Below are 23632 nucleotides of genomic sequence, written 5' to 3' on the forward strand. Positions count from 1 at the left end.
TGGCGCCGTCAGGCCGCCGGCGGCGGGGCGAACAGCGCGTCGATGCCCGGCGCGGCGTCGGGCGCGAGCACGCGATGGCGCAGCAGGCTGTCGAGCGTCGCCAGGCTCGCGTCCATCGTCATCGCGCCGGCTTCGAGCCAGCGCAGCACCTCGTCGGCCCGCGCGAGCCGGTGTTCGGCCACTTCGCCGTCCTGGTTGCGCGGCACGAAATCGCGCGGCAGCGGCAGGTCGTAGACGAAGATCTGCTCGGCCTGGGTGCCTTCGGGCAGCGAGCACAATACGTGGACGGTGCGCCCCGCGATCGCGCGCGCGGCCAGTTCGGCCGGCATCCCGGCTTCCTCCCAGCACTCCTTGGCGAGCGTCGCCTCCACGCCGAGGCCCCAGCCGATCCCGCCCGCCACCACGTTGTCGAGCATGCCGGGATCGGTCGCCTTGGTGTCGCTGCGTCGGCCAAGCCACATCCGCAGCGGCTCGGCCGGCGCGTATTCTACGATGCCGTTCAGGTGAACCGCGTAGGTCAGGGTGCCGAAGAAGCGCGAGGCGGCCCGCTCGATGTAGGCGGCGGGCGGCGCGTCGAACGCGTTGCGGATCGCGTAGATCTCGTTGCGCCAGCCGGGGATCAGCCCGTCGGCGGCGAGCGCGCCCGTCACGCTCGCGAGCGCCATGCTGCGCGTGTCGGGCGTATCGAGCGCGGCGGCCAGCTCCACTTGCGCGGCGCCGATCTCGAACACGTCGGGCCAGCGCGCGAGCGCGTCGAGATCGCGGCGCCGGATCCAGCCGAAGCGCTCGCCGGCGATCACGAACGGCAAGTGCGCGGCGGCGTCGAAGCGGCGCGCGGCCGCGATGGACGGAAAGCTCATCGCGCTTCAGTCCTTGAACGCGATGCGCAGGCCGAGCCCGATGAAGGTCGCTCCCGCCAGCCGGTCGAGCCAGACGCCCGCGCGCGGCCGGCGCTTGAGCCAGGCGCCGAGCACGCCCGCGCCGAGGCCGAACGCCGAGAACACCACGGCCGACTGCAGCATGAACAGCACGCCGAGCTCGAGCATCTGCAGCGACACCGGCTGTGCGCCGTGCGTATCGACGAATTGCGGCAGGAACACCACGAAGAACAGCGTGACCTTCGGGTTCAGCAGGTTGCCGATCACGCTCTGCCGGAAGATCGTCGCGAGCGGCTGCGGGCCGCGCGTGGCCGCGGCGGCCAGCCCCTGGCTGCGCAGCGCCTTGATGCCGATCCAGATCAGGTAGGCGGCGCCCGCCAGCTTCAGCACGTGGAACGCCAGCGGCGACGAGCGCAGCAGCGCGGCCACGCCGAACGCGGCCAGCGTGGTATGGAACATCACGCCGGCCGAGAAGCCGAGCGCGGCCACGAGGCCCGCGGCGCGGCCTTGCGAGATGCCGCGCGCGAGCACCTGGAGATTGTCGGGACCGGGCGCGACCGTGATCGCGATCGAGGCGGCGAGGAACAGCAGGAAGCTCGGCATGACAGGACGGTTCGCTGACGGAGAGTGAGAGGGAACGCGGCACGCCGGGGCCGGCCCGGCGTGCCCGGCAGCGCGGCTCAGTGACCCGCGAATTCGGTGACGGCGTAGAGCGGCAGGCCCGCGCCGCGCAGCAGCGCCGAGCCGCCGAGATCGGGCAGGTCGATGATCGCGGCGCCTTCCACGACGCTCGCGCCGAGCCGTTCGAGCAGGTTCTTGCCGGCCATCATGGTGCCGCCGGTGGCGATCAGGTCGTCGACGATGATCACGCGATCGCCGGGCTTGCAGGCGTCCTCGTGGATCTCCACCGTCGCGCTGCCGTATTCGAGCTCGTAGGATTCCGACTGCGTCCTGTACGGCAGCTTGCCGACCTTGCGGATCGGGATGAAGCCGACGTTCAGTTCATAAGCGACGATCGGCGCGATGATGAAGCCGCGCGCGTCGAGCCCGGCCACGTAGTCGAGCTTGGCGTCGACATAACGCTCGACCAGCAGGTCGACCAGCACGCGCAGCGCCTTCGCGCTCTGCAGGATCGGCGTGATGTCGCGGAACTGCACGCCCGGCTGCGGCCAGTCCGGCACCGTGCGCACATGGCGGCGGACGAACTCGGCGGGATCGGGCGACACGCCCGACGGCTGGTAGCTCATGAACTTCTCCAAAAAAACGGCGCGCGTCGGCCGCGCGCCGTTCGTCGAGACCGACTCGGACCGATTCGACTCAAGAAAATGGCGGGGTCGGAACCATCGCCGGCGGCGGGCGGCACCGGACCGCCCGACATGATACGGCGCCCGGCCGGCCACCGCGCCACCGCGCCGCCGTGGGCCGACTCAGGCCGGGGCCGGCCCGCCGTCGCGGCGATGGCGCGACAGCCGCTCCTCGGCCAGCGAGAGCGCCTCCGGCAGCCCGCGCAGCACGACGATGTCGGCCGCGCGCAGCTTCGTGTCGGGGTCCGGCTCGACGCCGCGGATCCCGTGCCGCCGGATCGCCGTCACCTCGAGCCCGAGCGCGTAGAGCCCGACCTCCGCGAGGGAGCGGCCGACCGCGTCCGACCGCGCGTCGACCGGCACCGATTGTAGCCGCACCTGCTCGTGGTCGTCGTCGTCCGCGTCGTCGGCGCCGTGGAAATAGCCGCGCAGCAGGCTGTAGCGCGCGTCTCGCATCTCCTCCACGCGCCGCACCACGCGCCGCATCGGCACGCCCATCACCACCAGTGTGTGCGAGGCCAGCATCAGGCTGCCCTCGACGATCTCGGGAATCACCTCGGTCGCGCCGGCCGCGAGCAGGCGGTCGAGATCGGCGTCGTCCACCGTGCGCACGATCACCGGCAGCGTCGGTTCGAGTTCGTGGACGTTGTGCAGCACGCGCAGTGCCGACGGCGTGTTCGCGTAGGTGATCGCCACCGCCGTGGCGCGGTGGATCCCGGCCGCGAGCAGCGATTCGCGGCGCGCCGCGTCGCCGAACACCACCGATTCGCCGGCCGTGGCCGCCGCGCTGACGCGGTCCGGGTCGAGGTCGAGCGCGACGTAGGAGAGCCCTTCCTGCTCGAGCATGCGCGCGAGATTCTGCCCCGCCCGGCCGTAGCCGCAGATGATCACGTGGCCCTGCTGCTTGAGGCTCTGGGTCGCGATGCGCGTCATCTGCAGCGACTGCTGCATCCATTCCGTCGACGACAGCCGCATCACGATCCGGTCGGCGTTCTGGATCAGGAACGGCGCGGCCAGCATCGACAGCAGCATCGAGGCGAGGATCGCCTGCAGCAGCGTCGGGTCCACCAGATGGCGGTCGAGGATCAGGTTCAGCATCACGAAGCCGAATTCGCCGGCCTGCGCGAGCCCCAGGCCGGTGCGCATCGACACGCCGGCGGTAGCGCCGAACAGGCGCGCGAGGCCGGTGATGGTGGCCGCCTTCAGCAGCACCTGGCCGGCGAAGAAGCCGACCACGAGGAACGGGTGCTCCCAGATCACGCGCGGGTCCAGCAGCATCCCGGTGGTCACGAAGAACAGGCCCAGCAGCACGTCGCGGAACGGCTTGATGTCCTCCTCCACCTGGTGCCGGTACGGCGTCTCGGAGATCAGCATGCCGGCGATGAACGCGCCGAGCGCGAGCGACAGCCCGAACCTGTCGGTGATGAACGCCGCGCCGAGCGTGACCAGCAGCAGGTTCAGCACGAACAGCTCCTGCGAGCGGCGCCGCGCCACCACGTTGAACCAGCGCGTCATGAACTTCTGGCCGACGAACAGCAGCAGCGACAGCGCGATCACGATCTTCACGGCCGCGAGGCCGAGCGTGACGGCCAGGTCCTTCGACGATTCGCCGCCGAACGCCGAGATCACGATCAGGAGCGGCACCACCGCCAGATCCTGGAACAGCAGCACGCCGAAGATGTTGCGGCCGTGCTCGGTCTCGATCTCGAGCCGCTCGGCCAGCATCTTCGAGACGATCGCCGTGGACGACATCGCCAGCGCGCCGCCCAGCGCGACGCTGCCCTGCCACGTGATGTGGACCCAGTGCTCGAACGCGAAGCCGAGCAGCACCGCCACCGCGAGCGTGACCACCACCTGCGCGAGCCCGAGCCCGAACACCAGCCGCCGCATCGCCCGCAGCTTCGCCAGCGAGAACTCCAGGCCGATCGAGAACATCAGGAACACCACGCCGAACTCGGCGAGATGCTCGGCGCGTTCGAGATCGCCGGCGAAGCCGAGCGCGTGCGGGCCCACCACGATGCCCACGGTCAGGTAACCGAGCATCGGCGGCAGGTTCAGCGAGCGGAACACGACGACGCCCACCACTGAAGCCAGCAGCAGCAGGAGCGTCATTTCGAGCGGGGAAATCACGTGCGAAGGGTCCTCGTTCGTCAGGGCGTCGCGACTGGCGGACGCGGGTGGGGCCGCGCGCGGCGGCGGCTCGGTGGGCGAGGACAGGGCTCCGTCGGGAGCGCGGTCCCGGCGCCCGGCGCGGCGAACAAACGCCTTTGCTATACTCCGCGCATGATAGCGAAAATCAATGATGACCGGGCGCTCGCGCTCGCCCGCGACGTGCTCGACATCGAGGCGGACGCCGTGCGCGCACTGCGCGAACAACTCGACGGCGACTTCGTCGGCGCGGTCGGCCTGCTGCTGAACTGCCGCGGGCGCGTGGTCGTCTCCGGGATCGGCAAATCCGGCCACATCGCGCGCAAGATCGCCGCGACGCTCGCCAGCACCGGCACCCCCGCGTTCTTCGTGCATCCGGCCGAGGCCAGCCACGGCGACCTCGGCATGGTAACCGCCGACGATGTCTTTATCGCGATCTCGAACTCGGGCGAATCGGCCGAACTGGTCGCGATCCTGCCGCTCATCAAGCGGCTCGGCGCCAAGCTGATCGCGATGACGGGCCGGCCGCAGTCGAGCCTCGCGCAATTGTCTGACGTACACCTCAACGCCGCCGTCGAGAAGGAAGCCTGTTCGCTGAACCTCGCGCCGACCGCCAGCACCACCGCCGCGCTCGCGCTCGGCGACGCGCTGGCCGTGGTGGTGCTCGACGCGCGCGGCTTCGGCCCCGACGATTTCGCGCGCTCCCACCCGGGCGGCGCGCTCGGCCGGCGCCTGCTCACCTACGTGCGCGACGTGATGCGCACCGGCGACGAAGTCCCCACCGTCACGCTCGCGGCCACGCTGTCCGACGCGCTGTTCCAGATCACCGCGAAGCGCATGGGCATGACCGCCGTGGTCGACGAGCGCAACCACGTGGCCGGCATCTTCACCGACGGCGACCTGCGCCGCGTGCTCGAACGCGACGGCGATTTCCGCCGCCTGCCGATCGGCGACGTGATGACGCGCCACCCGCGCACCATCGCGCCCGACCATCTCGCCGTCGAGGCGGTGGAACTGATGGAGCGCCACCGGATCAACCAGATGCTCGTGACCGATCCCGACGGTGTGCTGATCGGCGCGCTCAACATGCACGACCTGTTCTCCCAGAAGGTGATCTGATGCCCGCTGCCCCCGCCACGGCCGCCGAGCGCGCGAGCCGCGTGAAGCTGATGATTTTCGACGTCGACGGCGTGCTGACCGACGGCGGCCTGCACTTCACGGCCACCGGCGACACCATGAAGTCGTTCCATTCACAGGACGGCCACGGCCTGAAGCTCTTGCGCGAAGCCGGCATCGATACGGCGATCATCACCGGGCGCCGCTCGGAGATCGTCGCCGTGCGCGCCAAGGAATTGCGCATCAGCCATCTCTACCAGGGCGTCGAGCACAAGCTCGACGCGTTCGCCGAACTGCTGCAGGCCACCGGCGTCCAGCCCGAGCAATGCGGCTACATGGGCGACGACTGGCCCGACCTGGGCGTGATGACGCGCTGCGGCTTCGTGGCCGCGCCCGCCAACGCCCATCCGGACGTGATCGCGCGCGCCCACTGGGTGGCCGAGGCGCGCGGCGGCCACGGCGCCGCGCGCGAGGTGGTCGACACGATCCTGCGCGCGCAGGGCCGCTACGACGCGCTGCTCGCCGCCGCGCTCGGAGCCTGACGCATGACGCCCCGGTTCCGCCTGACCTCGCTGCTGCCGGTGGTCGCGATGGCCGCGCTCGCCGGCGTGACCTACTGGCTGCTGCAGGCCACGCTGCCGCCGCCCGGCGAGGCCGTCGCCCGCCCGAAAACCCATTCGCCCGACTATTTCGCCGACAACTTCTCGGTCACCGAGCTCGACGAGTCCGGCGCCACGCAGTACCGGCTCACCGCCAGCAAGCTGGTCCACTACGAGGACGACGAGACCAGCGTGCTCGAGCTGCCCGCGCTGCGCGCGTTCCAGCCCGGCAGGCCGGTGGTCACGGCCACGGCGCTGCACGGCACCGTGAACGGCGACGTGTCGGTGGTCGACCTGTACGACAACGCGAAGATCCTGCGCGCGGCCGGCGCCGGCGACCCGCCGATGGAAGCGGATTCCCAACATTTCCGGGTGCTCGTGAACGACGATGTGATCGAGACTGAAAAGCCGGTTAAACTTCAGCGCGGTTTGTCGCTCGCCAACGCGACCAACGGCATGAAGTACAACAATGTCACACGGGTCATCGACCTTTACGGCAACGTCCGCGGCACGATCGCCGCGTCCGACGTGTCCGGCGGCGCTTCCCGCCAATCCAAGTAACCCAGCTTGCGTGACTGCATGAACGAATCGTTCCCTTGTTTTTCCTACGGCAGCGCGCGCCGCGCTGTCCGCGCCGCGCTCGCCGCGGCGCTCGTCGCGCTGACGCTGCCGGGCGTCGCGCCGGTTGCGCACGCGGAAAAGGCAGACCAGAACAAGCCGATCCAGGTCGAGGCGGACAACCTGACCTATGACGACCTGAAGCAGGTGACGGTCGCGACCGGCAACGTCGTGATCACCAAAGGCACGATCCTGATCAAGGGCGACCGCGTCGAAGTGCGCCAGGACCCGCAGGGCTACCAGTACGCGACCGCCACCATGGCGCCCGGCAACAAGAAGCACGCCTCGTTCCGCCAGAAGCGCGAGGGGCTCGACGAATACATCGACGGCGACGCCGAGCGCATCGACTACGACGGCAAGCAGGACCTGACCACGCTGACGCGCGACGCCACCGTGCGGCGCCTGCAGGGCCTGTCGACGGTCGCCGACACGGTGCATGGCAGCGTGATCACCTATGACGGCCAGCGCGACTTCTACACGGCGAAGGGCGGCAGCGACGTGTCCGCGCCGGGCAACCCGACCGGCCGCGTGCGCGCGATGCTCTCGCCGAAGACGGGCGGCCCGGCGCCGCTGAACGGCGCCAGCGCGACGCTCGCGCCGTCGAACACCATGCAGGGGGGAAGCAACCCGTGAACGCCCTGCCGAATCGCCAGCCGGCCGGCACCACGAGTTCGCTCGTGGTCCGCAACCTGAAGAAGCGCTACGGCTCGCGCACCGTCGTCAAGGACGTGTCGCTCGACGTCAAGAGCGGCGAAGTGGTCGGCCTGCTCGGCCCGAATGGCGCCGGCAAGACCACCTCGTTCTACATGATCGTCGGCCTGGTGCCGCTCGACGCCGGCGACATCTCGCTGAACGGCAGCCCGATCAGCCTGCTGCCGATCCACAAGCGCGCCTCGCTCGGCCTGTCGTACCTGCCGCAGGAAGCGTCGGTGTTCCGCAAGCTGACCGTCGAGGAGAACATCCGCGCCGTGCTCGAACTGCAGCACGACGACAACGGCAAACGGCTCTCGAAGGACGGCATCGCCACGCGCACCGAGGCGCTGCTCGACGAGCTGCAGATCGCCCACCTGCGCGGCAACCCGGCGCTGTCGCTGTCGGGCGGCGAGCGCCGCCGCGTCGAGATCGCGCGCGCGCTCGCGAGCAATCCGAGCTTCATCCTGCTCGACGAGCCGTTCGCCGGCGTCGATCCGATCGCCGTGCTCGAAATCCAGAAGATCGTCAAGTTCCTGAAGCAACGGAACATCGGTGTGCTGATCACCGACCACAACGTGCGCGAGACGCTCGGCATCTGCGACCACGCGTACATCATCAGCGACGGCTCGGTGCTCGCCTCCGGCGCGCCGCAGGACATCATCGAGAACGAAAGCGTACGCCGCGTCTATCTCGGCGAACATTTCCGCATGTAAGCAGGCGGGATGCCCGCGCGGCATCCCTGCGGCGCCGGCCCGCGGCGCCCCCCGCCAGCCATGGCGCGGCGGTCGCCGCGGGTGGCGGCGGCCGGTTTCGTCCGTACCCGTGACGGCGCGCGGGCGCGGCCGCGCCGCGATCTTCGTGCATCACGCATTCCGCAACGCGCCGCCTACGTGGCAAACTTCAGGTAACGATTCCTTTTTGCCATGAAAGCCAGCCTCCAACTCCGCCTGTCGCAGCACCTCGCGCTGACCCCCCAGTTGCAGCAGTCGATCCGGCTGCTGCAATTGTCGACGCTCGAACTGCAGCAGGAAGTCGCGATGGCCGTCGCGCAGAACCCGCTGCTCGAAAACGACGACGAATGGATCGCGAGCCCGCTGCGCGTGGCCGCCGACGGCTCGCTGATCGCGCAGACGCCGCCGTCCTCGACGCCCGAACCGATGCAGGGCGCCTCGTCCGGCTCCGACTCGTCCTCCGGCGAGCGCAGCGAACGCGACGACGCCTCGGGCGGCGACGACTACGACAGCTACAACGGCGGGGACAGCGATTCGGGCCAGTGGAACCTCGACGACTACGGCCGCGCCTCGGGCGCCTCCGACGACGACGATCTCCCGCCGCTGCAGGTCCACGAGACTTCGACCTCGCTGCGCGAGCACCTGTCGGCGCAGCTGCGCGTCACGCAGGCGAGCCCGCGCGACCGCGCGCTGATCACGTTCCTGATCGAATCGCTCGACGACGACGGCTACCTCGGCGCGACGCTCGACGAAGTCCACGCCGATTTGCCGGAAGAACTCGAAGTCGAACTCGACGAGCTGGCCGCCGCGCTCGCGCTGCTGCACAGCTTCGATCCGGCCGGCGTCGGCGCCCGTTCGGCGTCCGAATGCCTGCGCCTGCAGTTGATCCGGCTCGATCCGTCCCCCACGCGCGCGCTCGCGCTCGACATCGTCTCCCAGCACCTCGAACTGCTCGCCGCGCGCGATTTCACGCGGCTGCGCAAGCAGCTGAAGGCGAACGACGACGAGCTGCGCGACGCGCATGCGCTGATCCGCTCGCTCGAGCCGTTCCCGGGCTCGGCCTACGGCAAGGCCGAGGCCGACTACGTGGTGCCCGACATCATGGTCAAGAAGAGCGGCCAGAACTGGCTCGCGGAGTTGAACCCGGAGGTCGTGCCGAAGTTGCGCATCAACCACCTGTACGCCAACATCCTGCGCAACAGCCGCGGCGATCCGGGCGCCGGCTCGCTGAAGCAGCAGCTCCAGGAAGCGCGCTGGCTGATCAAGAACATCCAGCAGCGATTCGAGACGATCCTGCGCGTCGCGCAGGCGATCGTCGAGCGCCAGAAGAACTTTTTTGCACATGGCGAAATCGCCATGCGCCCCTTGGTTTTGCGGGAAATAGCTGATACGCTGGGCCTACACGAGTCAACTGTCTCGCGTGTGACAACCGGCAAGTACATGCTGACCCCGTTCGGCACTCTTGAATTTAAGTACTTCTTCGGATCGCACGTTTCGACGGATACCGGTGGCGCCGCCTCATCCACGGCGATCCGCGCCCTCATCAAGCAACTGATAGGAGCCGAAGACCCGAAATCTCCTCTATCGGACAGCCGAATCGCCGAACTGCTGGCGGAACAGGGATTCGTGGTCGCGCGCCGCACGGTCGCGAAGTATCGCGAAGCCCTCAAGATCCCGGCAGTCAACCTGCGCAAGTCTCTGTAGCCCGCTGCTTGCGGCGGGCGTTTTCCGGCCGCCGCGCTGTCGAAGGCATAGTCCGCCGCAGGCCCGCTCCGTCTCCATCCGTTCACGGAGATCGTCCTGCCGGCAGGCGCCGCCTCTCACTGCGTTGGGGTCATCTGCATGGAGAAGCACTATGAACCTGAAGATCAGTGGACACCATCTCGAAGTGACGCCTGCCATTCGCGAATACGTGATCACCAAGCTGGATCGGGTGCTACGGCATAGCGACCAGGTCATCGATGGCACTGTGATCCTCTCGGTCGACAACCATAAGGAAAAGGACAGACAGCAGCGCGCGGAAATCAATCTGCATCTGAAGGGAAAGGACATCTTCGTTGAAAGCGCCAACGGCAGCCTCTACGCGGCGATCGATCTGCTGATCGACAAGCTCGACCGTCAGGTCGTCAAGCACATGGAGCGGCTGCAGACGCACGCACACGATCCGATCAAGCATCAACCCGCGATCGATCAGATCGAGTTGCCCCCGCAATGACGCCCGGCGCGAGAGCGCCCTCGAAACCGCCCGTTCCGACGGGCGGTTTTTTGTTGCCGCCACGGTGTACCATCGCGTTCAAACCGCTTTGCGCGCGGTGCGCCACGCGAACGTCCGTGCTCTATAATGTGCGGGTTATTACCGGGGGGCATCGGCGGGTCGGCTTGTCGTGCATGCAAGCCGCCATCGACCGGCGCCCCCGCATCTTTGCCGTCATGGAACATCCGTCCACCGCCGCGAGGAGACCCCAGGCCGCCCCCTTGCCTGCCAACATGAATCGCCTAGCCAAAATCCTGCCACTGGAGAACGTCGTCATCGACCTCTCCGTCACCAGCAAGAAACGCGTGTTCGAACAAGCCGGTCTGATTTTCGAGAATCAGAACGGCATCGCGCGCAGCATCGTCACCGACAACCTGTTCGCGCGCGAGCGTCTCGGCTCGACAGGTCTCGGCGAAGGCGTCGCCATTCCGCATGGCCGGATCAAGGGCCTCAAGCAGCCGCTCGCCGGTTTCGTCCGGCTTGCCGAGCCGATCCCGTTCGAGGCGCCGGACGGCCAGCCCGTCTCGCTGCTGATCTTCCTGCTGGTTCCGGAGCAGGCGACGCAGCAGCACCTCGAGATCCTCTCCGAGATCGCGCAACTGCTGTCCGACCGCGACGCCCGCGAGCGCCTGCACACCGAGCCGGACCGCAACGAGTTGCATCAGCTCCTCACTCAATGGCAACCTTGAACTGATTCGGGCGGGCCCCTGCCCCGCACCGGGCGGCACGCGCCGTCCGGCCAGCCCGCCCGCAGCCGGACCGGCGCCGCAACCGCCGTTGCCGCCCGCCGCATCGGCCATTTGGAGTGACGGACTCACCATGGACACGTCCAGCATCAACGCCCAGAGCATCTTCGACGACAACGCCGCCATGCTGAAGCTCAGCTGGCTGACGGGGCACGAAGGCTGGGAGCGCGGCTTTTCCTCCGAAACGGTCGGCAACGCCACCTCGAGCGCCGACCTCGTCGGCCACTTGAACCTGATCCATCCGAACCGGATCCAGGTGCTCGGCGAGGCCGAAATCGAGTACTACCAGCGCCAGACCGACGAGGATCGCTCGCGCCACATGGCCGAGCTGATCGCGCTCGAGCCGCCGTTCCTGGTGGTGGCGGGCGGTGCCGCCGCGCCGCCGGAGCTGGTGCTGCGCTGCACGCGCTCGTCCACGCCACTGTTCACCACGCCGATGTCGGCGGCCGCCGTGATCGACAGCCTGCGCCTCTACATGTCGCGCATCCTCGCGCCACGCGCCACGCTGCACGGCGTGTTCCTCGACATCCTCGGCATGGGCGTGCTGCTCACCGGCGATTCGGGCCTCGGTAAGAGCGAGCTCGGCCTCGAACTGATCAGCCGCGGCCACGGCCTGGTGGCCGACGACGCGGTCGATTTCGTGCGTCTCGGCCCCGATTTCGTCGAAGGGCGCTGCCCGCCGCTGCTGCAGAACCTGCTCGAGGTGCGCGGCCTGGGCCTGCTCGACATCAAGACGATCTTCGGGGAAACCGCGGTGCGCCGGAAGATGAAGCTGAAGCTGATCGTCCAGCTGGTGCGCCGGCCCGACGGCGAATTCCAGCGCCTGCCGCTCGAAAGCCAGACCGTCGACGTGCTCGGCCTGCCGATCAGCAAGGTGACGATCCAGGTCGCGGCCGGCCGCAACCTGGCCGTGCTCGTCGAAGCCGCGGTCCGCAACACGATCCTGCAGCTGCGCGGCATCGACACGCTGCGCGATTTCATGGACCGGCAGCGCCTGGCCATGCAGGATCCGGACAGCCAGTTCCCCGGCAAACTCGTTTGACGCGCACCGGCGCCCGCCCCATACGGGCGCGGTGAGCCGGTGCTATGATGAAACGTCTGGATTTTCCGCCTCCCATGCGCATCGTCCTCATCACCGGCATCTCCGGCTCCGGCAAGTCCGTCGCGCTCAACGCGCTGGAAGACGCGGGCTATTACTGCGTCGACAACCTCCCGCCGCGCGTGCTGCCGGAGCTCGTGCGCAGCATCACCGACGATGGCCAGCAGCACCTCGCGGTGGCGATCGACGCGCGCTCGAGCAGCTCGCTCGCCGACATGCCGGGCCTGATCCGCGAGCTCTCGCAGCAGCACGACGTGCGCGTGCTGTTCCTCAACGCGAGCACCCAGGCGCTGATCCAGCGCTTCTCCGAAACACGCCGCCGCCACCCGCTGTCGGGTTCGCCGTCGCACGAGGCCGACGTCGGGCTGCTGTCGTCGCTGGAGGAAGCGATCGAGCGCGAGCGCGAACTGGTCGCGCCGCTGGCCGGTTTCGGCCACGAGATCGACACCAGCAACCTGCGCGCCAACGTGCTGCGCACCTGGGTCAAGCGCTTCATCGAACAGAAGAACGACGACCTCGTGCTGATGTTCGAATCGTTCGGCTTCAAGCGCGGTGTGCCGCTCGACGCGGACTTCATGTTCGACGTGCGCGCGCTGCCGAATCCCTATTACGACCGCGAGCTGCGGCCGCTGACCGGGCTCGACCAGCCGGTCATCGCGTTCCTCGACGCGCTGCCGATCGTCCATCAGATGATCGACGACATCGAGGCCTTCCTCGTCAAATGGCTGCCGCATTTCCGCGACGACAATCGCAGCTATCTGACGGTGGCGATCGGCTGCACGGGCGGCCAGCATCGCTCGGTGTTCATTGCGGAGACGCTCGCCGCGCGTCTGTCGCGGCAGGCGAACGTGATAGTGCGGCATCGTGACGCACCGGTTGATGCCGATGCGTCGTCGCGGCTCGTCACCTGACCGAGCCGCTCCTCGTCAAGGGGGCGCCTGATGTCATCGCTTTCGACCACGCTTGTCGATTTGCCGCTGTTCCCGCTGCACACGGTGCTGTTTCCCGGCGGCCTGCTGCCGCTGAAGGTGTTTGAACAGCGTTACGTCGACATGGCGCGCTCGTGCCTGCGCGATCGCGCGCCGTTCGGCGTCTGCCTGCTCAAGAGCGGCCCCGAGGTCGCCCAGGACGACGCGGTGTCGGTGCCGGAGCCGGTCGGCTGCATGGCCGAGATCATCGAATGCGATACCGGCGAGTTCGGCATGCTGCTGCTGCGCACCGTCGGCACGCGGCGCTTCCGGCTGCTCTCGCATCGCGTCGAGGCGAACGGCCTGCTGGTCGGCATCGCCGAGCCGCTGCCCGAGGACGAGCCGCTCGACGGCGAGCTCTCGATCGCGCAATTCGGCGCCTGCTCGGAAGTGCTCGAGCGCATCATCGTCGCGCTGCGCAACGTCAAGTCCGGCGAGCTGCCGTTTCTCGAGCCGTTCCATTTCGAGGACCCGACCTGGGTGTCGAACCGGCTCGCCGAGGTGCTGCCGCTCGATCTGCGCGCGCGGCAGAAGATGATGGAACTGCCCGGCGTCGGCGCGCGAATCGACGCCGTGCATCAGGTGCTCAAGCGCCACGACTGGCTCTGAGCGCCCGGCGGCCCGCCCGGGCCGCCGCGCTCCTCCTGCCGCTCCCGAACCCGTTCAGATCAGCGGCCCGCTCAGGCTGTCGAGCAGCTTGCGCACGGGCGCCGGCACGCCATACGCGTCGAGCCGCGCGAGCGGCACCCATTCGATGTCGGCATCGGCCGCGCCGGCCTGGCCGCCCGATGCCGGGCCGACCTCGGCGATGCGCGGCTCGATCTCGAGCCGGAAATGCGTGAACGTGTGCGTGAACGGCGCGAGCGAGATCACCGAATCGGCGCCGAACGCGCGCACGCGCTGCAGCGCCGCCGCGTCGCCGTCCGCCTCGGGCAGGCTCCAGAGGCCGCCCCAGATGCCGGCCGGCGGGCGCCGTTCGAGCAGCACGGCGTCGCCGTCGCGCAGCACCAGCATCCAGGTGCGCCGCGTCGGCACCGCCTTCTTCGGCCGCGCGGCCGGCAGCTCGCGCTGGCGGCCGGTCGCGTTCGCGACGCAGTCGGGCGCGAACGGGCAGCGCCTGCAGTCGGGCTTGCCGCGCCCGCACAGGGTCGCGCCGAGATCCATCAGGCCCTGCGTGTAGGCGCTGATGCCGGCGTCGTCCTCGTCGCGCGGGAACAGCGTTTCGGCCAGCACCCACATGTCGTTCTCGACGCGCTTCTCGCCCGGAAACCCCTCCACGCCGAACACGCGCGCGAGCACGCGCTTGACGTTGCCGTCGAGAATCGGCGCGCGCGCGCCGAACGCGAACGAGGCGATCGCGGCCGCGGTCGAGCGGCCAATGCCGGGCAGCTCGGCCAGCGCGTCGGGCGTTTGCGGGAAGCGGCCGCCGTGCTGCTCGACCACCACCTGCGCGCAGCGGTGCAGGTTGCGCGCGCGCGTGTAGTAGCCGAGCCCGGCCCACAGCGCCATCACGTCGTCGGCCGGCGCGGCGGCCAGCGCGGCGACGTCGGGAAAGCGCGCCAGGAACCGCAGGTAATACGGCACCACGGTCGAGACCTGGGTCTGCTGCAGCATGATTTCCGACAGCCAGATCCGGTAGGGATCACGCGTGTTCTGCCACGGCAGGTCGTGACGGCCATGCTCGCGCTGCCAGGCGATCAGGCGGCGCGCGAAGCTCGCGTGCAGCGGGGTGGACGGCGCGACCGGCGCCGCTCGGGTACGGGGGGGTTTCAAGATATCAACGCTGACAATTCGGACAGAAATAGGTCGACCGCTGGCCCTGCACGATCTGGCGGATCGGCGTGCCGCAGACGCGGCACGGCTCGCCGGCACGATCGTAGACGAAGCAGTCGAGCTGGAAGTAGCCGCTTTCGCCGTTGCTGCCGACGAAATCGCGCAAGGTGCTGCCGCCGCGCTCGATCGCGTCGGCGAGCGTCGCGCGCACCGCCTCGGCGAGCCGCTCGTAGCGCGGCAGCGAAACGCGGCCGGCCGCCGTGGTCGGCCGGATGCCGGCGCGGAACAGGCTTTCGGACGCGTAAATGTTGCCGACGCCGACCACGATGTCGCCGGCCAGCAGCGCCTGCTTCACCGAAACGGTGCGCCCGCGCGTGCGCCGGTAGAGCAGCTCGGGCGTGAAGAGCGGCGAGAACGGCTCGACGCCGAGGCTCGTGAGCAGCGGGTGCAGGTGGATGTCGCCGTCTTCGCGCGCGTGCCAGAGCACGGCGCCGAAGCGGCGCGGATCGCGAAAGCGCAGCACGCATTCGTCGAACACCCAGTCGATGTGGTCGTGCTTTTTGGCCTCGGGCGGCTCGCCGCCCGGCAGCACGCGCAGCGTCCCGGTCATGCCGAGATGGACGATGAACCAGCCGGCGTCCACCTCGAACAGCAGGTACTTGCCGCGCCGCTCGACGCGCAGCACCTCGCGCGCCTCGAGCGCGGCGGCGAGATTGTCGGGGACGGGCCAGCGCAGCATCGCGGTGCGCACGTCGACGCGCCTGACGCGCCGCCCGGTGACGAAGGGTTCGATTCCGCGGCGGGTAACCTCGACTTCCGGCAACTCTGGCATGGTTTTGTGGTCTGTGTGTGGCTGGTGCGATTGTGCGCGTATTGTAGCGAGCGCGTTACAATCGACCGAAACCTCGAACGGATTTCCATGACCTTGCCCTCGACGCTGTCCCCGAAGCGCCCCGCCGCCCGCGCGCGCCGCGCGTTCGCATCTCCGGTTCGCCGCGCCCTCGGCGCCGCGCTTGTCGCCGCTTGGACGTTCGGCGCGGTTGCCGCGCATGCCCAGACTCCCGCCGACGCGCCCGCCGCCGGCGCGTCCGACGACGCGCTGACGCAGAGCGCGTTCTCGCCGGCCTTCCCGGACGAGAAAAAGGATCTGCCGGGCGTGCAGCTGTCGGCACAGATCGTCTACCAGGTGCTCGCGGCCGAGGTCGCGCTGCAACGCTCGCAGCCGGCGCCCGCGTACCAGACCTACCTCGCGCTCGCGCGCGACACGAAGGACCCGCGCATGGCGCAGCGCGCCACCGAAATCGCGCTGGCGGCCCAGAGCCCGGCCGACGCGCTCGCCGCGGCGAACCTGTGGCGCCAGTTCGCGCCCGATTCGAACCGCGCGTCGCAGGTCGACTCGGCACTGCTGGTGCTGGCGGGCAAGCCGGCCGAAGCCGAACCGCTGCTCGCGCGCGAGCTTTCGCGCGCCACCGGCGACAATCGCGGCGACGCGCTGCTCGCGCTGCAGGCGCTGATTTCGCGCGGCCCGAACCGGGTCGAGGGCCTGACGGTGCTGCAGGATCTGCTCAAGAACGACCTCGATCGCCCCGAGGCGCAGGTCGCGATCGCGCGCCAGCAGCTCGCCACCGACGACCGGGCCGGCGCCGTCGCCTCGCTGAAGCAGGCGCTGCAGCTGCGTCCCGACTACCTGCCTGCCGCCCTGATGCTCTCGCAGATGGGCCCCGACGAGCGCGCGGTCGGCGTGGCCTCGTTCGAGAAGTTCGTCCAGCAGAATCCGAAGTCGCGCGAAGGGCGCCTCGCGCTCGCTCAGCTCTATCTGGCCGACAACCGCCTCGAGGACGCGCAGAAGCAGTTCGAGGCGATGCGCAAGAACGATCCGAAGGAGCCGGCGCCGCTGATGGCGCTCGCGCTCGTCAAGCTCCAGCAGAAGCAGTACGACGACGCACAGACCAATCTGAAGCAGTACATCGAGCTCGCGCAGAAGCGCCAGGGCGCCGACGTCGGCCAGGCCTACGTCTACCTTGCGCAGATCGCGATCGAGCAGAACAACGACGCGCAGGCCTCGCAATGGCTCGACAAGATCGACGTGTCGAGCCCGCACTACATCCCGGCCCAGGTCACGCGCGCGCAGCTGCTCGCCAAGCAGGGCAAGATCGACGAGGCACGCCAGGTGCTCGCCGGCATCCAGGTGGCCGACCCGCACGACGCGGCCGTGATCGCGCGCACCGACGCGTCGCTGCTGTTCGCCGCCAAGCGCTACCGCGAGGCGGCCGACCGGCTTGCGCAGGCCGTCGAGCAGTTCCCCGACGATCCCGACCTGCGCTACGACTACGCGATGGCCTGCGAGAAGATCGGCCAGTACACGACGATGGAGCAGCAGCTGCGCCTGCTGATCAGCGCCCAGCCCGACAGCCCGCAGGCGTTCAACGCGCTCGGCTACTCGCTCGCGGATCGCAACGAGCGGCTGCCCGAGGCGAACAAGCTGATCGAGCGCGCCAGCGCGCTCGCGCCGAAGGACGCGTTCATCATGGACAGCCTCGGCTGGGTCAAGTACCGGCTCGGCGACAACGCAGCGGCCGCCAAGATCCTGACGCAGGCCTATGCGCTGCAGCCGAACGCCGAGATCGGCGCGCACCTCGGCGAAGTGCTCTGGAAGAGCGGCCAGCAGGACAAGGCCCGCGACGCCTGGCGCGCCGCGCAGAAGCTCGAACCCGACAACGACACGCTCGTCAGCACGCTCAAGCGCTTCGGGGTGACCGGGCTGTGAGCATCGCGATTCGACCGGGCGCGCGGCTCGCGCGCCAAGCTTCCGTCCTGCTCGCCGCGGGCGCACTGCTGGCCGGCTGCGCGACGCAAACCCGGCATCCCGCCAGCAGCGCGGCGCCGCTCGCCGCCACCAGCGCCGACACGATCACGACGCAGGCCGCGCACGCCTACACGGGCCGCTTCGCGGTTCGCTACGAGGACCGGCTCGGCAAGCAGCAGAACGTCTACGGCAACTTCGACTGGCAGGAAACCGGCAACGTCATCACGCTCGAACTGCGCAGCCCGCTCGGCCAGACGCTCGCGGTGGTGCGCTCGTCGCCGCAGCGCGCCTCGCTCGAGATGCCGGGCCGCGCGCCGCGTTTCGCCGGCGACGTCGGGCAGCTGATGCAGGACACGCTCGGCTTCGCGCTGCCGCTCGACGGCCTGCGCTTCTGGATGGTGCCGCAGCCGTCGCCGGGCACGCCGGCCGACGTCACGGGCGACGCCGCGCATCCGAAGCAGATCCGCCAGGACGGCTGGACCATCGACTATCTCGCCTACGCGGACGCGCCCGCCACCGGCGTCAAGCGGCTCGATCTCACGCGCGAGACCCCGGCGCTCGACATCAAGCTGGTGCTCGATCGCTGAGCCGCGCACTCCCGTTTTTCGCCAGAAAGTCCCGACGCATGACCGATACCTCCCGCGCGCTGCGCAACTGCCTCGCCCCGGCGAAGCTCAACCTGTTCCTGCACATCACGGGCCGCCGCCCGGACGGCTATCACGCGCTGCAGACCGTGTTCCAGCTGCTCGACTGGGGCGACACGCTGCACTACACGCGGCGCGACGACGGCATCGTCCATCGCGTCACCGAGGTGGCCGGCGTGCCCGAGGACGGCGACCTCGTGGTGCGCGCCGCGCGGCTGCTGCAGGCGCATACCGGCACCGCGCTCGGCGTCGACATCGAGATCGACAAGGTGCTGCCGATGGGCGCCGGCCTCGGCGGCGGCAGCTCGGACGCGGCCACCACGCTGCTCGCGCTGAACCGCCTCTGGGAGCTGGATCTGCCGCGCGCCGAACTGCAGGCGCTGGCGGTGAAACTGGGCGCCGACGTGCCGTTCTTCGTGTTCGGAAAAAATGCGTTCGCGGAGGGTATCGGAGAAGCATTGGAGCAGGTAGAATTGCCGACTCGCTGGTTCCTGGTTGTGACGCCTCGAGTTCACGTACCGACCGCCGAAATATTTTCGGATAAGTCGTTGACAAGAGATTCGAAGCCAATCACAATTACGGACTTTCTTGCACAGCAAAGCAGCAAGGGTTGGCCAGACAGCTTCGGCCAAAACGACATGCAGGCGGTTGTGACAAAGAAGTACGCGGAAGTTGCAAAGGTGGTCGAAGCGTTGTATGATTTGACCCCCGCGCGGATGACCGGCTCTGGAGCTAGCGTGTTTGCAGCGTTCAGCAGCAAGGACGAAGCAGAAGCGGCGCAAGCCAAACTGCCGGCCGGCTGGAACAGCGCAGTTACCGGAAGCCTGGGTACTCATCCCCTCTTTGCTTTCGCGTCATGAGTTTTGCTGCATCGGATGTCCTACACTTCCGGTGGAGCTCATAGTTGAGTGTAGGGGAGTCGCCAAGTTGGTCAAGGCACCGGATTTTGATTCCGGCATGCGAGGGTTCGAGTCCTTCCTCCCCTGCCATAGTTTCTTCTGTCATTCCCGCCCCCAGCCCGAAGCAGGTTCATGATGAGCAGCCATGACGGCCTGATGGTTTTCACTGGCAACGCAAACCCCGCGCTTGCACAGAAAGTCGTCGACAACCTCGGAATTCCTCTTGGCAAGGCCATGGTCAGCCGTTTCTCGGACGGCGAAATCCAGGTCGAAATCCAGGAAAACGTGCGCGGCAAGGATGTCTTCGTCCTGCAGTCCACCTGCGCACCAGCGAACGACAACCTGATGGAACTGATGATCATGGTCGATGCGCTCAAGCGCGCATCCGCAGGCCGGATCACCGCCGCCATCCCCTACTTCGGCTACGCACGTCAGGACCGCCGCCCGCGTTCGGCGCGCGTCGCGATCTCGGCGAAGATCGTCGCGAACATGCTGGAAATCGCCGGCGTCGAGCGGATCATCACGATGGATCTGCACGCCGACCAGATCCAGGGCTTCTTCGACATCCCCGTCGACAACATCTACGCCACGCCGATCCTGCTGGGTGACCTGCGCAAGCAGAACCACCCGGACCTGCTCGTCGTGTCGCCGGACGTCGGCGGCGTGGTGCGCGCACGTGCGCTCGCCAAGCAGCTGAACTGCGATCTCGCGATCATCGACAAGCGTCGCCCGAAGGCGAACGTCGCCGAGGTGATGAACATCATCGGTGAAGTCGAAGGCCGCACCTGCGTGATCATGGACGACATGGTCGATACGGCCGGCACGCTCTGCAAGGCCGCGCAAGTGCTGAAGGAACGCGGCGCGAAGCGCGTGTTCGCCTACGCCACGCACCCGGTGCTGTCGGGCGGCGCGGCCGCCCGCATCGACGCATCGGAGCTCGACGAGCTCGTCGTCACCGATACCATCCCGCTGTCGGCCGAGTCGCTCGGCTGCGCGAAGATCCGTGCGCTGTCGAGCGCCGATCTGCTCGCCGAAACGTTCGCGCGGATCCGCCGCGGCGATTCGGTGATGTCGCTGTTCGCCGAGTCCTGATCACGGCGCGGCGATTCGCGTAGCGGCGCACGCCCGGCACGCGAACCACGACGTATTCGGTTGTACGCGAAAAGCGAAGCGTCCGCGCTTCGCTTTTTGCACATCGGCCCGGAAGGACGAAACCCGGGCCGCATCAAGGGCCGAGAGGCCCCATTACACTGCCTGGTCGCGGGCAGTCATTGGAGAAAGTCATGAAAGTCGTCGCTTTCGAGCGTACTCTGCAAGGTACGGGTGCGAGCCGCCGCCTGCGTAACACCGGCAAGACCACGGGTATCGTGTACGGCGGTGAAGCAGCCCCGCAAATGATCGAACTCGATCACAACGCCCTGTGGCACGCCCTGAAGAAGGAAGCCTTCCACTCGTCGATCCTCGATCTCGAAGTGGCCGGCAAGTCGCAAAGCGTCCTGCTGCGCGACGTGCAATACCATCCGTTCCGCCAGCTCGTGCTGCACGTGGACTTCCAGCGCGTCGATGCTTCGAAGAAGCTGCACACGAAGGTGCCGGTCCACTTCCTGAACGCGGAAGTCAGCCCGGCGGTGAAGCTGTCGAGCGCGGTCGTCTCGCACGTCATCACCGAACTCGACGTCGAGTGCCTGCCGTCGGCCCTGCCGGAATTCCTCGAAGTCGACCTGTCGAAGCTCGAAGCCGGCCAGTCGATCCACGCCAAGGACATCGCGCTGCCGAACGGCGTCGCGCTGGTGGCACACATCGATGCGGAAAACCCCGTGATCGCGACCGCCACGATCCCGGCCGGCGCCGTCTCGGACGAAGCCGCTGCCGGCGAAGGCGAAACGCCGGCTGCCTAAGCCGCGTTCGCACCGTTTCGACAACGGTCCGAAGCAACCCGCCGCGGCTCGCCCGGCGGGTTTTTTCATTGTTGCGGCCCATGCTGCTCACGCGGCCCGACCGGTCTCATCGACCTACTCATCATGATCAAACTGATCGTCGGACTCGGCAATCCCGGCGCGGAATACACGGCGACGCGCCACAACGCCGGCTTCTGGTGCGTCGACCAGCTCGCGCGCGAAGCCGGCACGACGCTGCGCGACGAGCGCCGCTTCCATGGCCACTATGCGAAGGCGCGCCTGTACGGCGAGGAAGTCCACCTGCTCGAACCGCAGACCTACATGAACCGCTCGGGGCAGTCGGTCGTCGCGGTCGCGCAGTTCTTCAAGATCCTGCCCGACGAGATCCTCGTCGCACACGACGAACTCGACCTGCCGCCCGGCGCCGTGAAGTTCAAGCTCGGCGGCGGCAGCGGCGGCCACAACGGGCTCAAGGACATCTCCGCGCATCTGTCCTCGCAGCAGTACTGGCGGCTGCGGATCGGCATCGGCCATCCGCGCGACCTGATTCCCGAGGGCTCGCGCGCCGGCGCCAAACCCGACGTCGCGAACTTCGTGCTGAAGCCGCCGCGCCGCGAGGAACAGGACGTGATCGACGCGTCGATCGAGCGCGCGCTCGCGGTGATGCCGATCTTCGTGAAGGGCGAGACCGAACGCGCGGTGATGCAGTTGCATCGCAATTCCGCCTAGCGCGGGGGCGCGCCGCGTTTTGCGCCGCACGCGCCCGGCGTGCGTTAATCTGCTCGTTTTCTCGTTTTCATTCAGGAGTCCGTGGTGAGCCGTTATTGGAGCAACATCGTCGAGCAGCTCGTTCCGTATGTGCCGGGCGAACAGCCCGCGCTCGCGAATCCCGTGAAGCTGAACACGAACGAGAATCCGTATCCGCCGTCGCCGCGCGTCGTCGAGGCGATCGCGCGCGAACTCGGCGCGGCCGGCGAAGCGCTGCGCCGCTACCCCGATCCGCTCGCACGCGCGCTGCGCGAGACGGTGGCCGCGCACCACGGCCTCGCGCCGGAGCAGGTGTTCGTCGGCAACGGCTCGGACGAAGTGCTGGCCCACACGTTCCAGGCGCTGCTGAAGCACGACCGGCCGATCCGCTTCCCCGACATCACCTACAGCTTCTATCCGACCTACGCGCGCCTGTACGGCGTCGAGTACGAGGCGGTGCCGCTCGCCGACGATCTGTCGATCCGCGTCGAGGACTACCTCGGCGGCAACGGCGGCGTGCTGTTCCCGAACCCGAACGCGCCGACCGGCCGCGCGCTGCCGCTCGCCGACGTCGAGCGGATCGTGGCCGGCAATCCGGATGCGGTGGTGGTGGTCGACGAAGCCTATGTCGATTTCGGCGCGGAATCGGCGATCACGCTGATCGACCGCCATCCGAACCTGCTGGTCGTGCATACGACCTCGAAGGCGCGCTCGCTGGCCGGCATGCGCGTGGGCTTCGCGTTCGGCCAGGCCTCGCTGATCGAGGCGCTGAACCGCGTGAAGGACAGCTTCAACTCGTATCCGCTCGACCGGCTCGCGCAAGTGGCCGCGCAGGCCGCCTATGAGGACCGCGAGTGGTTCGAGTCGAGCTGCGCGCGCGTGGTCGCGAGCCGCGCCCGGCTCAACGCGGCGCTCGCAGCGCTCGGCTTCGAGATCGTGCCGTCGGCGGCGAACTTCGTGTTCGCGCGCCACCCGGGGCACGACGCCGGCACGCTGGCCGCCGCGCTGAAGGCACGCGAGATCTTCGTGCGGCATTTCAAGCTGCCGCGCATCGACCAGTATCTGCGGATCACGGTCGGCACCGACGCCGAATGCGACCTGCTGGTGGACGCGCTGCGCGAGCTGCTCGGCTGACGGAGGACGGCTCCGCTCGGGCGGAGTCCGGAGAAGAGACCGGCAGGCGCGCGCCTGCCGGCGGATTCGGCGCCGGTTCGGCCGGGCAGGAACGGCTCCGATGCCGGACGCCCGTTATTGCGCGCCAGCCTCGCCGGCCGCGGCGACGAGCGCGTGATACTTGACCATCAGCTGCTCCTGCGTCTCCGCATGCTGCGGGTCGCGCGGAATGCACTCGACGGGGCAGACCTGCTGGCACTGCGGTTCGTCGAAGTGGCCGACGCATTCGGTGCATTTGCCGGGATCGATCACGTAGATGTCCGGGCCCATCGAGATCGCGCCGTTCGGGCACTCGGGCTCGCACACGTCGCAATTGATGCACTCGTCGGTAATCATCAAAGCCATACTGGCACCAGCTTTCCTAGAAAAAACAACACATTATAACTTTTCGAGATCGCACGCGCGGGCCACCGGCCCAGGCCATGCGGCGCGTGCGGATATCGCGCCGCCGCCGCGCTACTGTAGCGACGCAGGCAATTTGGCACCGTTTCGCGCACGATTTGACATACTGCAATCGACGGGATTTCGCGAGCAGATT

The 23632-nt window shown here is 68.4% G+C and carries 26 protein-coding genes and 1 tRNA gene; 19 read left to right on the top strand and 8 right to left on the bottom strand.

The features are described 5' to 3' along the window. Positions 1–8: 8 nt before the first annotated feature. From BpN12_RS31375 to BpN12_RS31390, 4 genes are all read right to left on the bottom strand, one after another. Positions 9–860 (bottom strand): NUDIX hydrolase, encoded by an 852-nt coding sequence (locus BpN12_RS31375; protein WP_246796001.1) that lies wholly within the window; start codon positions 858–860, stop codon positions 9–11. A 6-nt stretch (positions 861–866) separates the two neighbouring features. After that, a complete protein-coding gene (locus tag BpN12_RS31380; RefSeq protein ID WP_042626030.1) occupies positions 867–1481 on the bottom strand; it encodes a LysE family translocator in 615 nt (204 codons plus the stop codon). 77 nt (positions 1482–1558) lie between these two features. Next, the gene (locus BpN12_RS31385; RefSeq protein ID WP_246796002.1) at positions 1559–2125 is read right to left on the bottom strand and encodes an adenine phosphoribosyltransferase; all 567 of its coding nucleotides are present in this window, start codon (positions 2123–2125) and stop codon (positions 1559–1561) included. 180 nt (positions 2126–2305) lie between these two features. Further along, positions 2306–4312 carry a monovalent cation:proton antiporter family protein gene (locus BpN12_RS31390; RefSeq protein ID WP_246796003.1) on the bottom strand — a complete coding sequence of 669 codons (2007 nt, stop codon included), beginning with the start codon at positions 4310–4312 and terminating at the stop codon, positions 2306–2308. Positions 4313–4465: 153 nt separating this feature from the next. Between BpN12_RS31390 and kdsD the strand changes: the two genes are divergently transcribed. The 11 genes from kdsD (at position 4466) to BpN12_RS31445 (ending at position 13763) form a co-directional block, all read left to right on the top strand. Further along, complete coding sequence (gene kdsD / locus BpN12_RS31395) at positions 4466–5449, top strand: arabinose 5-phosphate isomerase KdsD (RefSeq protein ID WP_246796004.1); 984 nt, start codon at positions 4466–4468, stop codon at positions 5447–5449. Next, positions 5449–5988, top strand: a complete 540-nt coding sequence (locus BpN12_RS31400) for a KdsC family phosphatase (protein WP_246796005.1) — start codon at positions 5449–5451, stop codon at positions 5986–5988. The genes kdsD and BpN12_RS31400 overlap by 1 nt, the downstream gene beginning before the upstream one ends. A 3-nt stretch (positions 5989–5991) precedes the next feature. Then, a complete protein-coding gene (lptC, locus tag BpN12_RS31405) occupies positions 5992–6606 on the top strand; it encodes an LPS export ABC transporter periplasmic protein LptC (protein WP_246796006.1) in 615 nt (204 codons plus the stop codon). 18 nt (positions 6607–6624) lie between these two features. Continuing rightward, positions 6625–7296, top strand: coding sequence for a lipopolysaccharide transport periplasmic protein LptA (gene lptA / locus BpN12_RS31410; RefSeq protein WP_246796007.1), 672 nt, complete (start codon positions 6625–6627; stop codon positions 7294–7296). Continuing rightward, positions 7293–8069 carry an LPS export ABC transporter ATP-binding protein gene (gene lptB / locus BpN12_RS31415; RefSeq protein WP_246796008.1) on the top strand — a complete coding sequence of 259 codons (777 nt, stop codon included), beginning with the start codon at positions 7293–7295 and terminating at the stop codon, positions 8067–8069. The genes lptA and lptB overlap by 4 nt, the downstream gene beginning before the upstream one ends. A 210-nt stretch (positions 8070–8279) precedes the next feature. Further along, the gene (locus BpN12_RS31420; RefSeq protein WP_246796009.1) at positions 8280–9791 is read left to right on the top strand and encodes an RNA polymerase factor sigma-54; all 1512 of its coding nucleotides are present in this window, start codon (positions 8280–8282) and stop codon (positions 9789–9791) included. Positions 9792–9942: 151 nt separating this feature from the next. Then, entirely contained in the window at positions 9943–10302 is a 360-nt protein-coding gene (hpf, locus tag BpN12_RS31425) for a ribosome hibernation-promoting factor, HPF/YfiA family (RefSeq protein WP_246796010.1), read from the top strand. A gap of 215 nt (positions 10303–10517) precedes the next feature. Next, complete coding sequence (gene ptsN / locus BpN12_RS31430) at positions 10518–11030, top strand: PTS IIA-like nitrogen regulatory protein PtsN (RefSeq protein ID WP_042626039.1); 513 nt, start codon at positions 10518–10520, stop codon at positions 11028–11030. 130 nt (positions 11031–11160) lie between these two features. Continuing rightward, positions 11161–12129 carry an HPr(Ser) kinase/phosphatase gene (gene hprK / locus BpN12_RS31435; protein WP_015877041.1) on the top strand — a complete coding sequence of 323 codons (969 nt, stop codon included), beginning with the start codon at positions 11161–11163 and terminating at the stop codon, positions 12127–12129. A gap of 74 nt (positions 12130–12203) precedes the next feature. Beyond that, positions 12204–13097, top strand: coding sequence for an RNase adapter RapZ (gene rapZ, locus BpN12_RS31440; protein WP_246796011.1), 894 nt, complete (start codon positions 12204–12206; stop codon positions 13095–13097). A 30-nt stretch (positions 13098–13127) separates the two neighbouring features. Then, positions 13128–13763, top strand: coding sequence for an LON peptidase substrate-binding domain-containing protein (locus tag BpN12_RS31445; protein WP_246796012.1), 636 nt, complete (start codon positions 13128–13130; stop codon positions 13761–13763). 54 nt (positions 13764–13817) lie between these two features. On the opposite strand, the gene mutY is transcribed toward BpN12_RS31445, so the two are convergent. Beyond that, positions 13818–14927 (bottom strand): A/G-specific adenine glycosylase, encoded by a 1110-nt coding sequence (mutY, locus tag BpN12_RS31450; RefSeq protein ID WP_246796013.1) that lies wholly within the window; start codon positions 14925–14927, stop codon positions 13818–13820. A 4-nt stretch (positions 14928–14931) separates the two neighbouring features. Continuing rightward, complete coding sequence (mutM, locus tag BpN12_RS31455) at positions 14932–15759, bottom strand: bifunctional DNA-formamidopyrimidine glycosylase/DNA-(apurinic or apyrimidinic site) lyase (protein WP_070107969.1); 828 nt, start codon at positions 15757–15759, stop codon at positions 14932–14934. Positions 15760–15846: 87 nt separating this feature from the next. On the opposite strand from mutM, the gene BpN12_RS31460 reads away from it, so the two are divergent. The 8 genes from BpN12_RS31460 (at position 15847) to hisC (ending at position 23055) form a co-directional block, all read left to right on the top strand. After that, on the top strand, positions 15847–17694 hold the full coding sequence (locus tag BpN12_RS31460; RefSeq protein WP_246796014.1) for a tetratricopeptide repeat protein: 1848 nt from the start codon (positions 15847–15849) through the stop codon (positions 17692–17694). Beyond that, entirely contained in the window at positions 17691–18320 is a 630-nt protein-coding gene (gene lolB / locus BpN12_RS31465) for a lipoprotein insertase outer membrane protein LolB (RefSeq protein ID WP_246796015.1), read from the top strand. Before BpN12_RS31460 ends, lolB begins: the two co-directional genes overlap by 4 nt. Before the next feature lie 38 nt (positions 18321–18358). Then, positions 18359–19237, top strand: a complete 879-nt coding sequence (gene ispE, locus BpN12_RS31470) for a 4-(cytidine 5'-diphospho)-2-C-methyl-D-erythritol kinase (protein ID WP_246796016.1) — start codon at positions 18359–18361, stop codon at positions 19235–19237. A 52-nt stretch (positions 19238–19289) separates the two neighbouring features. After that, positions 19290–19366, top strand: a tRNA-Gln gene (locus tag BpN12_RS31475). A 45-nt stretch (positions 19367–19411) separates the two neighbouring features. Beyond that, a complete protein-coding gene (locus BpN12_RS31480) occupies positions 19412–20368 on the top strand; it encodes a ribose-phosphate pyrophosphokinase (RefSeq protein ID WP_042626761.1) in 957 nt (318 codons plus the stop codon). Positions 20369–20559: 191 nt separating this feature from the next. Then, positions 20560–21174, top strand: coding sequence for a 50S ribosomal protein L25/general stress protein Ctc (locus BpN12_RS31485; protein ID WP_042626047.1), 615 nt, complete (start codon positions 20560–20562; stop codon positions 21172–21174). Positions 21175–21297: 123 nt separating this feature from the next. Continuing rightward, the gene (gene pth, locus BpN12_RS31490; protein ID WP_246796017.1) at positions 21298–21903 is read left to right on the top strand and encodes an aminoacyl-tRNA hydrolase; all 606 of its coding nucleotides are present in this window, start codon (positions 21298–21300) and stop codon (positions 21901–21903) included. 84 nt (positions 21904–21987) lie between these two features. Next, complete coding sequence (gene hisC / locus BpN12_RS31495; protein WP_246796018.1) at positions 21988–23055, top strand: histidinol-phosphate transaminase; 1068 nt, start codon at positions 21988–21990, stop codon at positions 23053–23055. A gap of 114 nt (positions 23056–23169) precedes the next feature. On the opposite strand, the gene BpN12_RS31500 is transcribed toward hisC, so the two are convergent. Further along, positions 23170–23439 carry a YfhL family 4Fe-4S dicluster ferredoxin gene (locus tag BpN12_RS31500; protein ID WP_246796019.1) on the bottom strand — a complete coding sequence of 90 codons (270 nt, stop codon included), beginning with the start codon at positions 23437–23439 and terminating at the stop codon, positions 23170–23172. Next, a partial coding sequence (locus BpN12_RS31505; protein ID WP_246796020.1) for a hypothetical protein occupies positions 23430–23632 on the bottom strand: 203 nt, incomplete at its 5' end. The genes BpN12_RS31500 and BpN12_RS31505, both read right to left, overlap by 10 nt.

Origin of the sequence: Burkholderia perseverans (assembly GCF_022870505.1) — a bacterium.
Classification (GTDB): Bacteria; Pseudomonadota; Gammaproteobacteria; order Burkholderiales; family Burkholderiaceae; genus Burkholderia; species Burkholderia plantarii.

Coding starts and splice junctions, on each gene's coding strand:
- BpN12_RS31375 (WP_246796001.1), bottom strand. CDS start 860: ATGAGCTTTCCGTCCATCGCGGCCGCGCGCCGCTTCGACGCCGCCGCG.
- BpN12_RS31380 (WP_042626030.1), bottom strand. CDS start 1,481: ATGCCGAGCTTCCTGCTGTTCCTCGCCGCCTCGATCGCGATCACGGTC.
- BpN12_RS31385 (WP_246796002.1), bottom strand. CDS start 2,125: ATGAGCTACCAGCCGTCGGGCGTGTCGCCCGATCCCGCCGAGTTCGTC.
- kdsD (WP_246796004.1), top strand. CDS start 4,466: ATGATAGCGAAAATCAATGATGACCGGGCGCTCGCGCTCGCCCGCGAC.
- BpN12_RS31400 (WP_246796005.1), top strand. CDS start 5,449: ATGCCCGCTGCCCCCGCCACGGCCGCCGAGCGCGCGAGCCGCGTGAAG.
- lptC (WP_246796006.1), top strand. CDS start 5,992: ATGACGCCCCGGTTCCGCCTGACCTCGCTGCTGCCGGTGGTCGCGATG.
- lptA (WP_246796007.1), top strand. CDS start 6,625: ATGAACGAATCGTTCCCTTGTTTTTCCTACGGCAGCGCGCGCCGCGCT.
- BpN12_RS31420 (WP_246796009.1), top strand. CDS start 8,280: ATGAAAGCCAGCCTCCAACTCCGCCTGTCGCAGCACCTCGCGCTGACC.
- hpf (WP_246796010.1), top strand. CDS start 9,943: ATGAACCTGAAGATCAGTGGACACCATCTCGAAGTGACGCCTGCCATT.
- ptsN (WP_042626039.1), top strand. CDS start 10,518: ATGGAACATCCGTCCACCGCCGCGAGGAGACCCCAGGCCGCCCCCTTG.
- hprK (WP_015877041.1), top strand. CDS start 11,161: ATGGACACGTCCAGCATCAACGCCCAGAGCATCTTCGACGACAACGCC.
- rapZ (WP_246796011.1), top strand. CDS start 12,204: ATGCGCATCGTCCTCATCACCGGCATCTCCGGCTCCGGCAAGTCCGTC.
- BpN12_RS31445 (WP_246796012.1), top strand. CDS start 13,128: ATGTCATCGCTTTCGACCACGCTTGTCGATTTGCCGCTGTTCCCGCTG.
- mutM (WP_070107969.1), bottom strand. CDS start 15,759: ATGCCAGAGTTGCCGGAAGTCGAGGTTACCCGCCGCGGAATCGAACCC.
- BpN12_RS31460 (WP_246796014.1), top strand. CDS start 15,847: ATGACCTTGCCCTCGACGCTGTCCCCGAAGCGCCCCGCCGCCCGCGCG.
- ispE (WP_246796016.1), top strand. CDS start 18,359: ATGACCGATACCTCCCGCGCGCTGCGCAACTGCCTCGCCCCGGCGAAG.
- BpN12_RS31480 (WP_042626761.1), top strand. CDS start 19,412: ATGAGCAGCCATGACGGCCTGATGGTTTTCACTGGCAACGCAAACCCC.
- BpN12_RS31485 (WP_042626047.1), top strand. CDS start 20,560: ATGAAAGTCGTCGCTTTCGAGCGTACTCTGCAAGGTACGGGTGCGAGC.
- pth (WP_246796017.1), top strand. CDS start 21,298: ATGATCAAACTGATCGTCGGACTCGGCAATCCCGGCGCGGAATACACG.
- BpN12_RS31500 (WP_246796019.1), bottom strand. CDS start 23,439: ATGGCTTTGATGATTACCGACGAGTGCATCAATTGCGACGTGTGCGAG.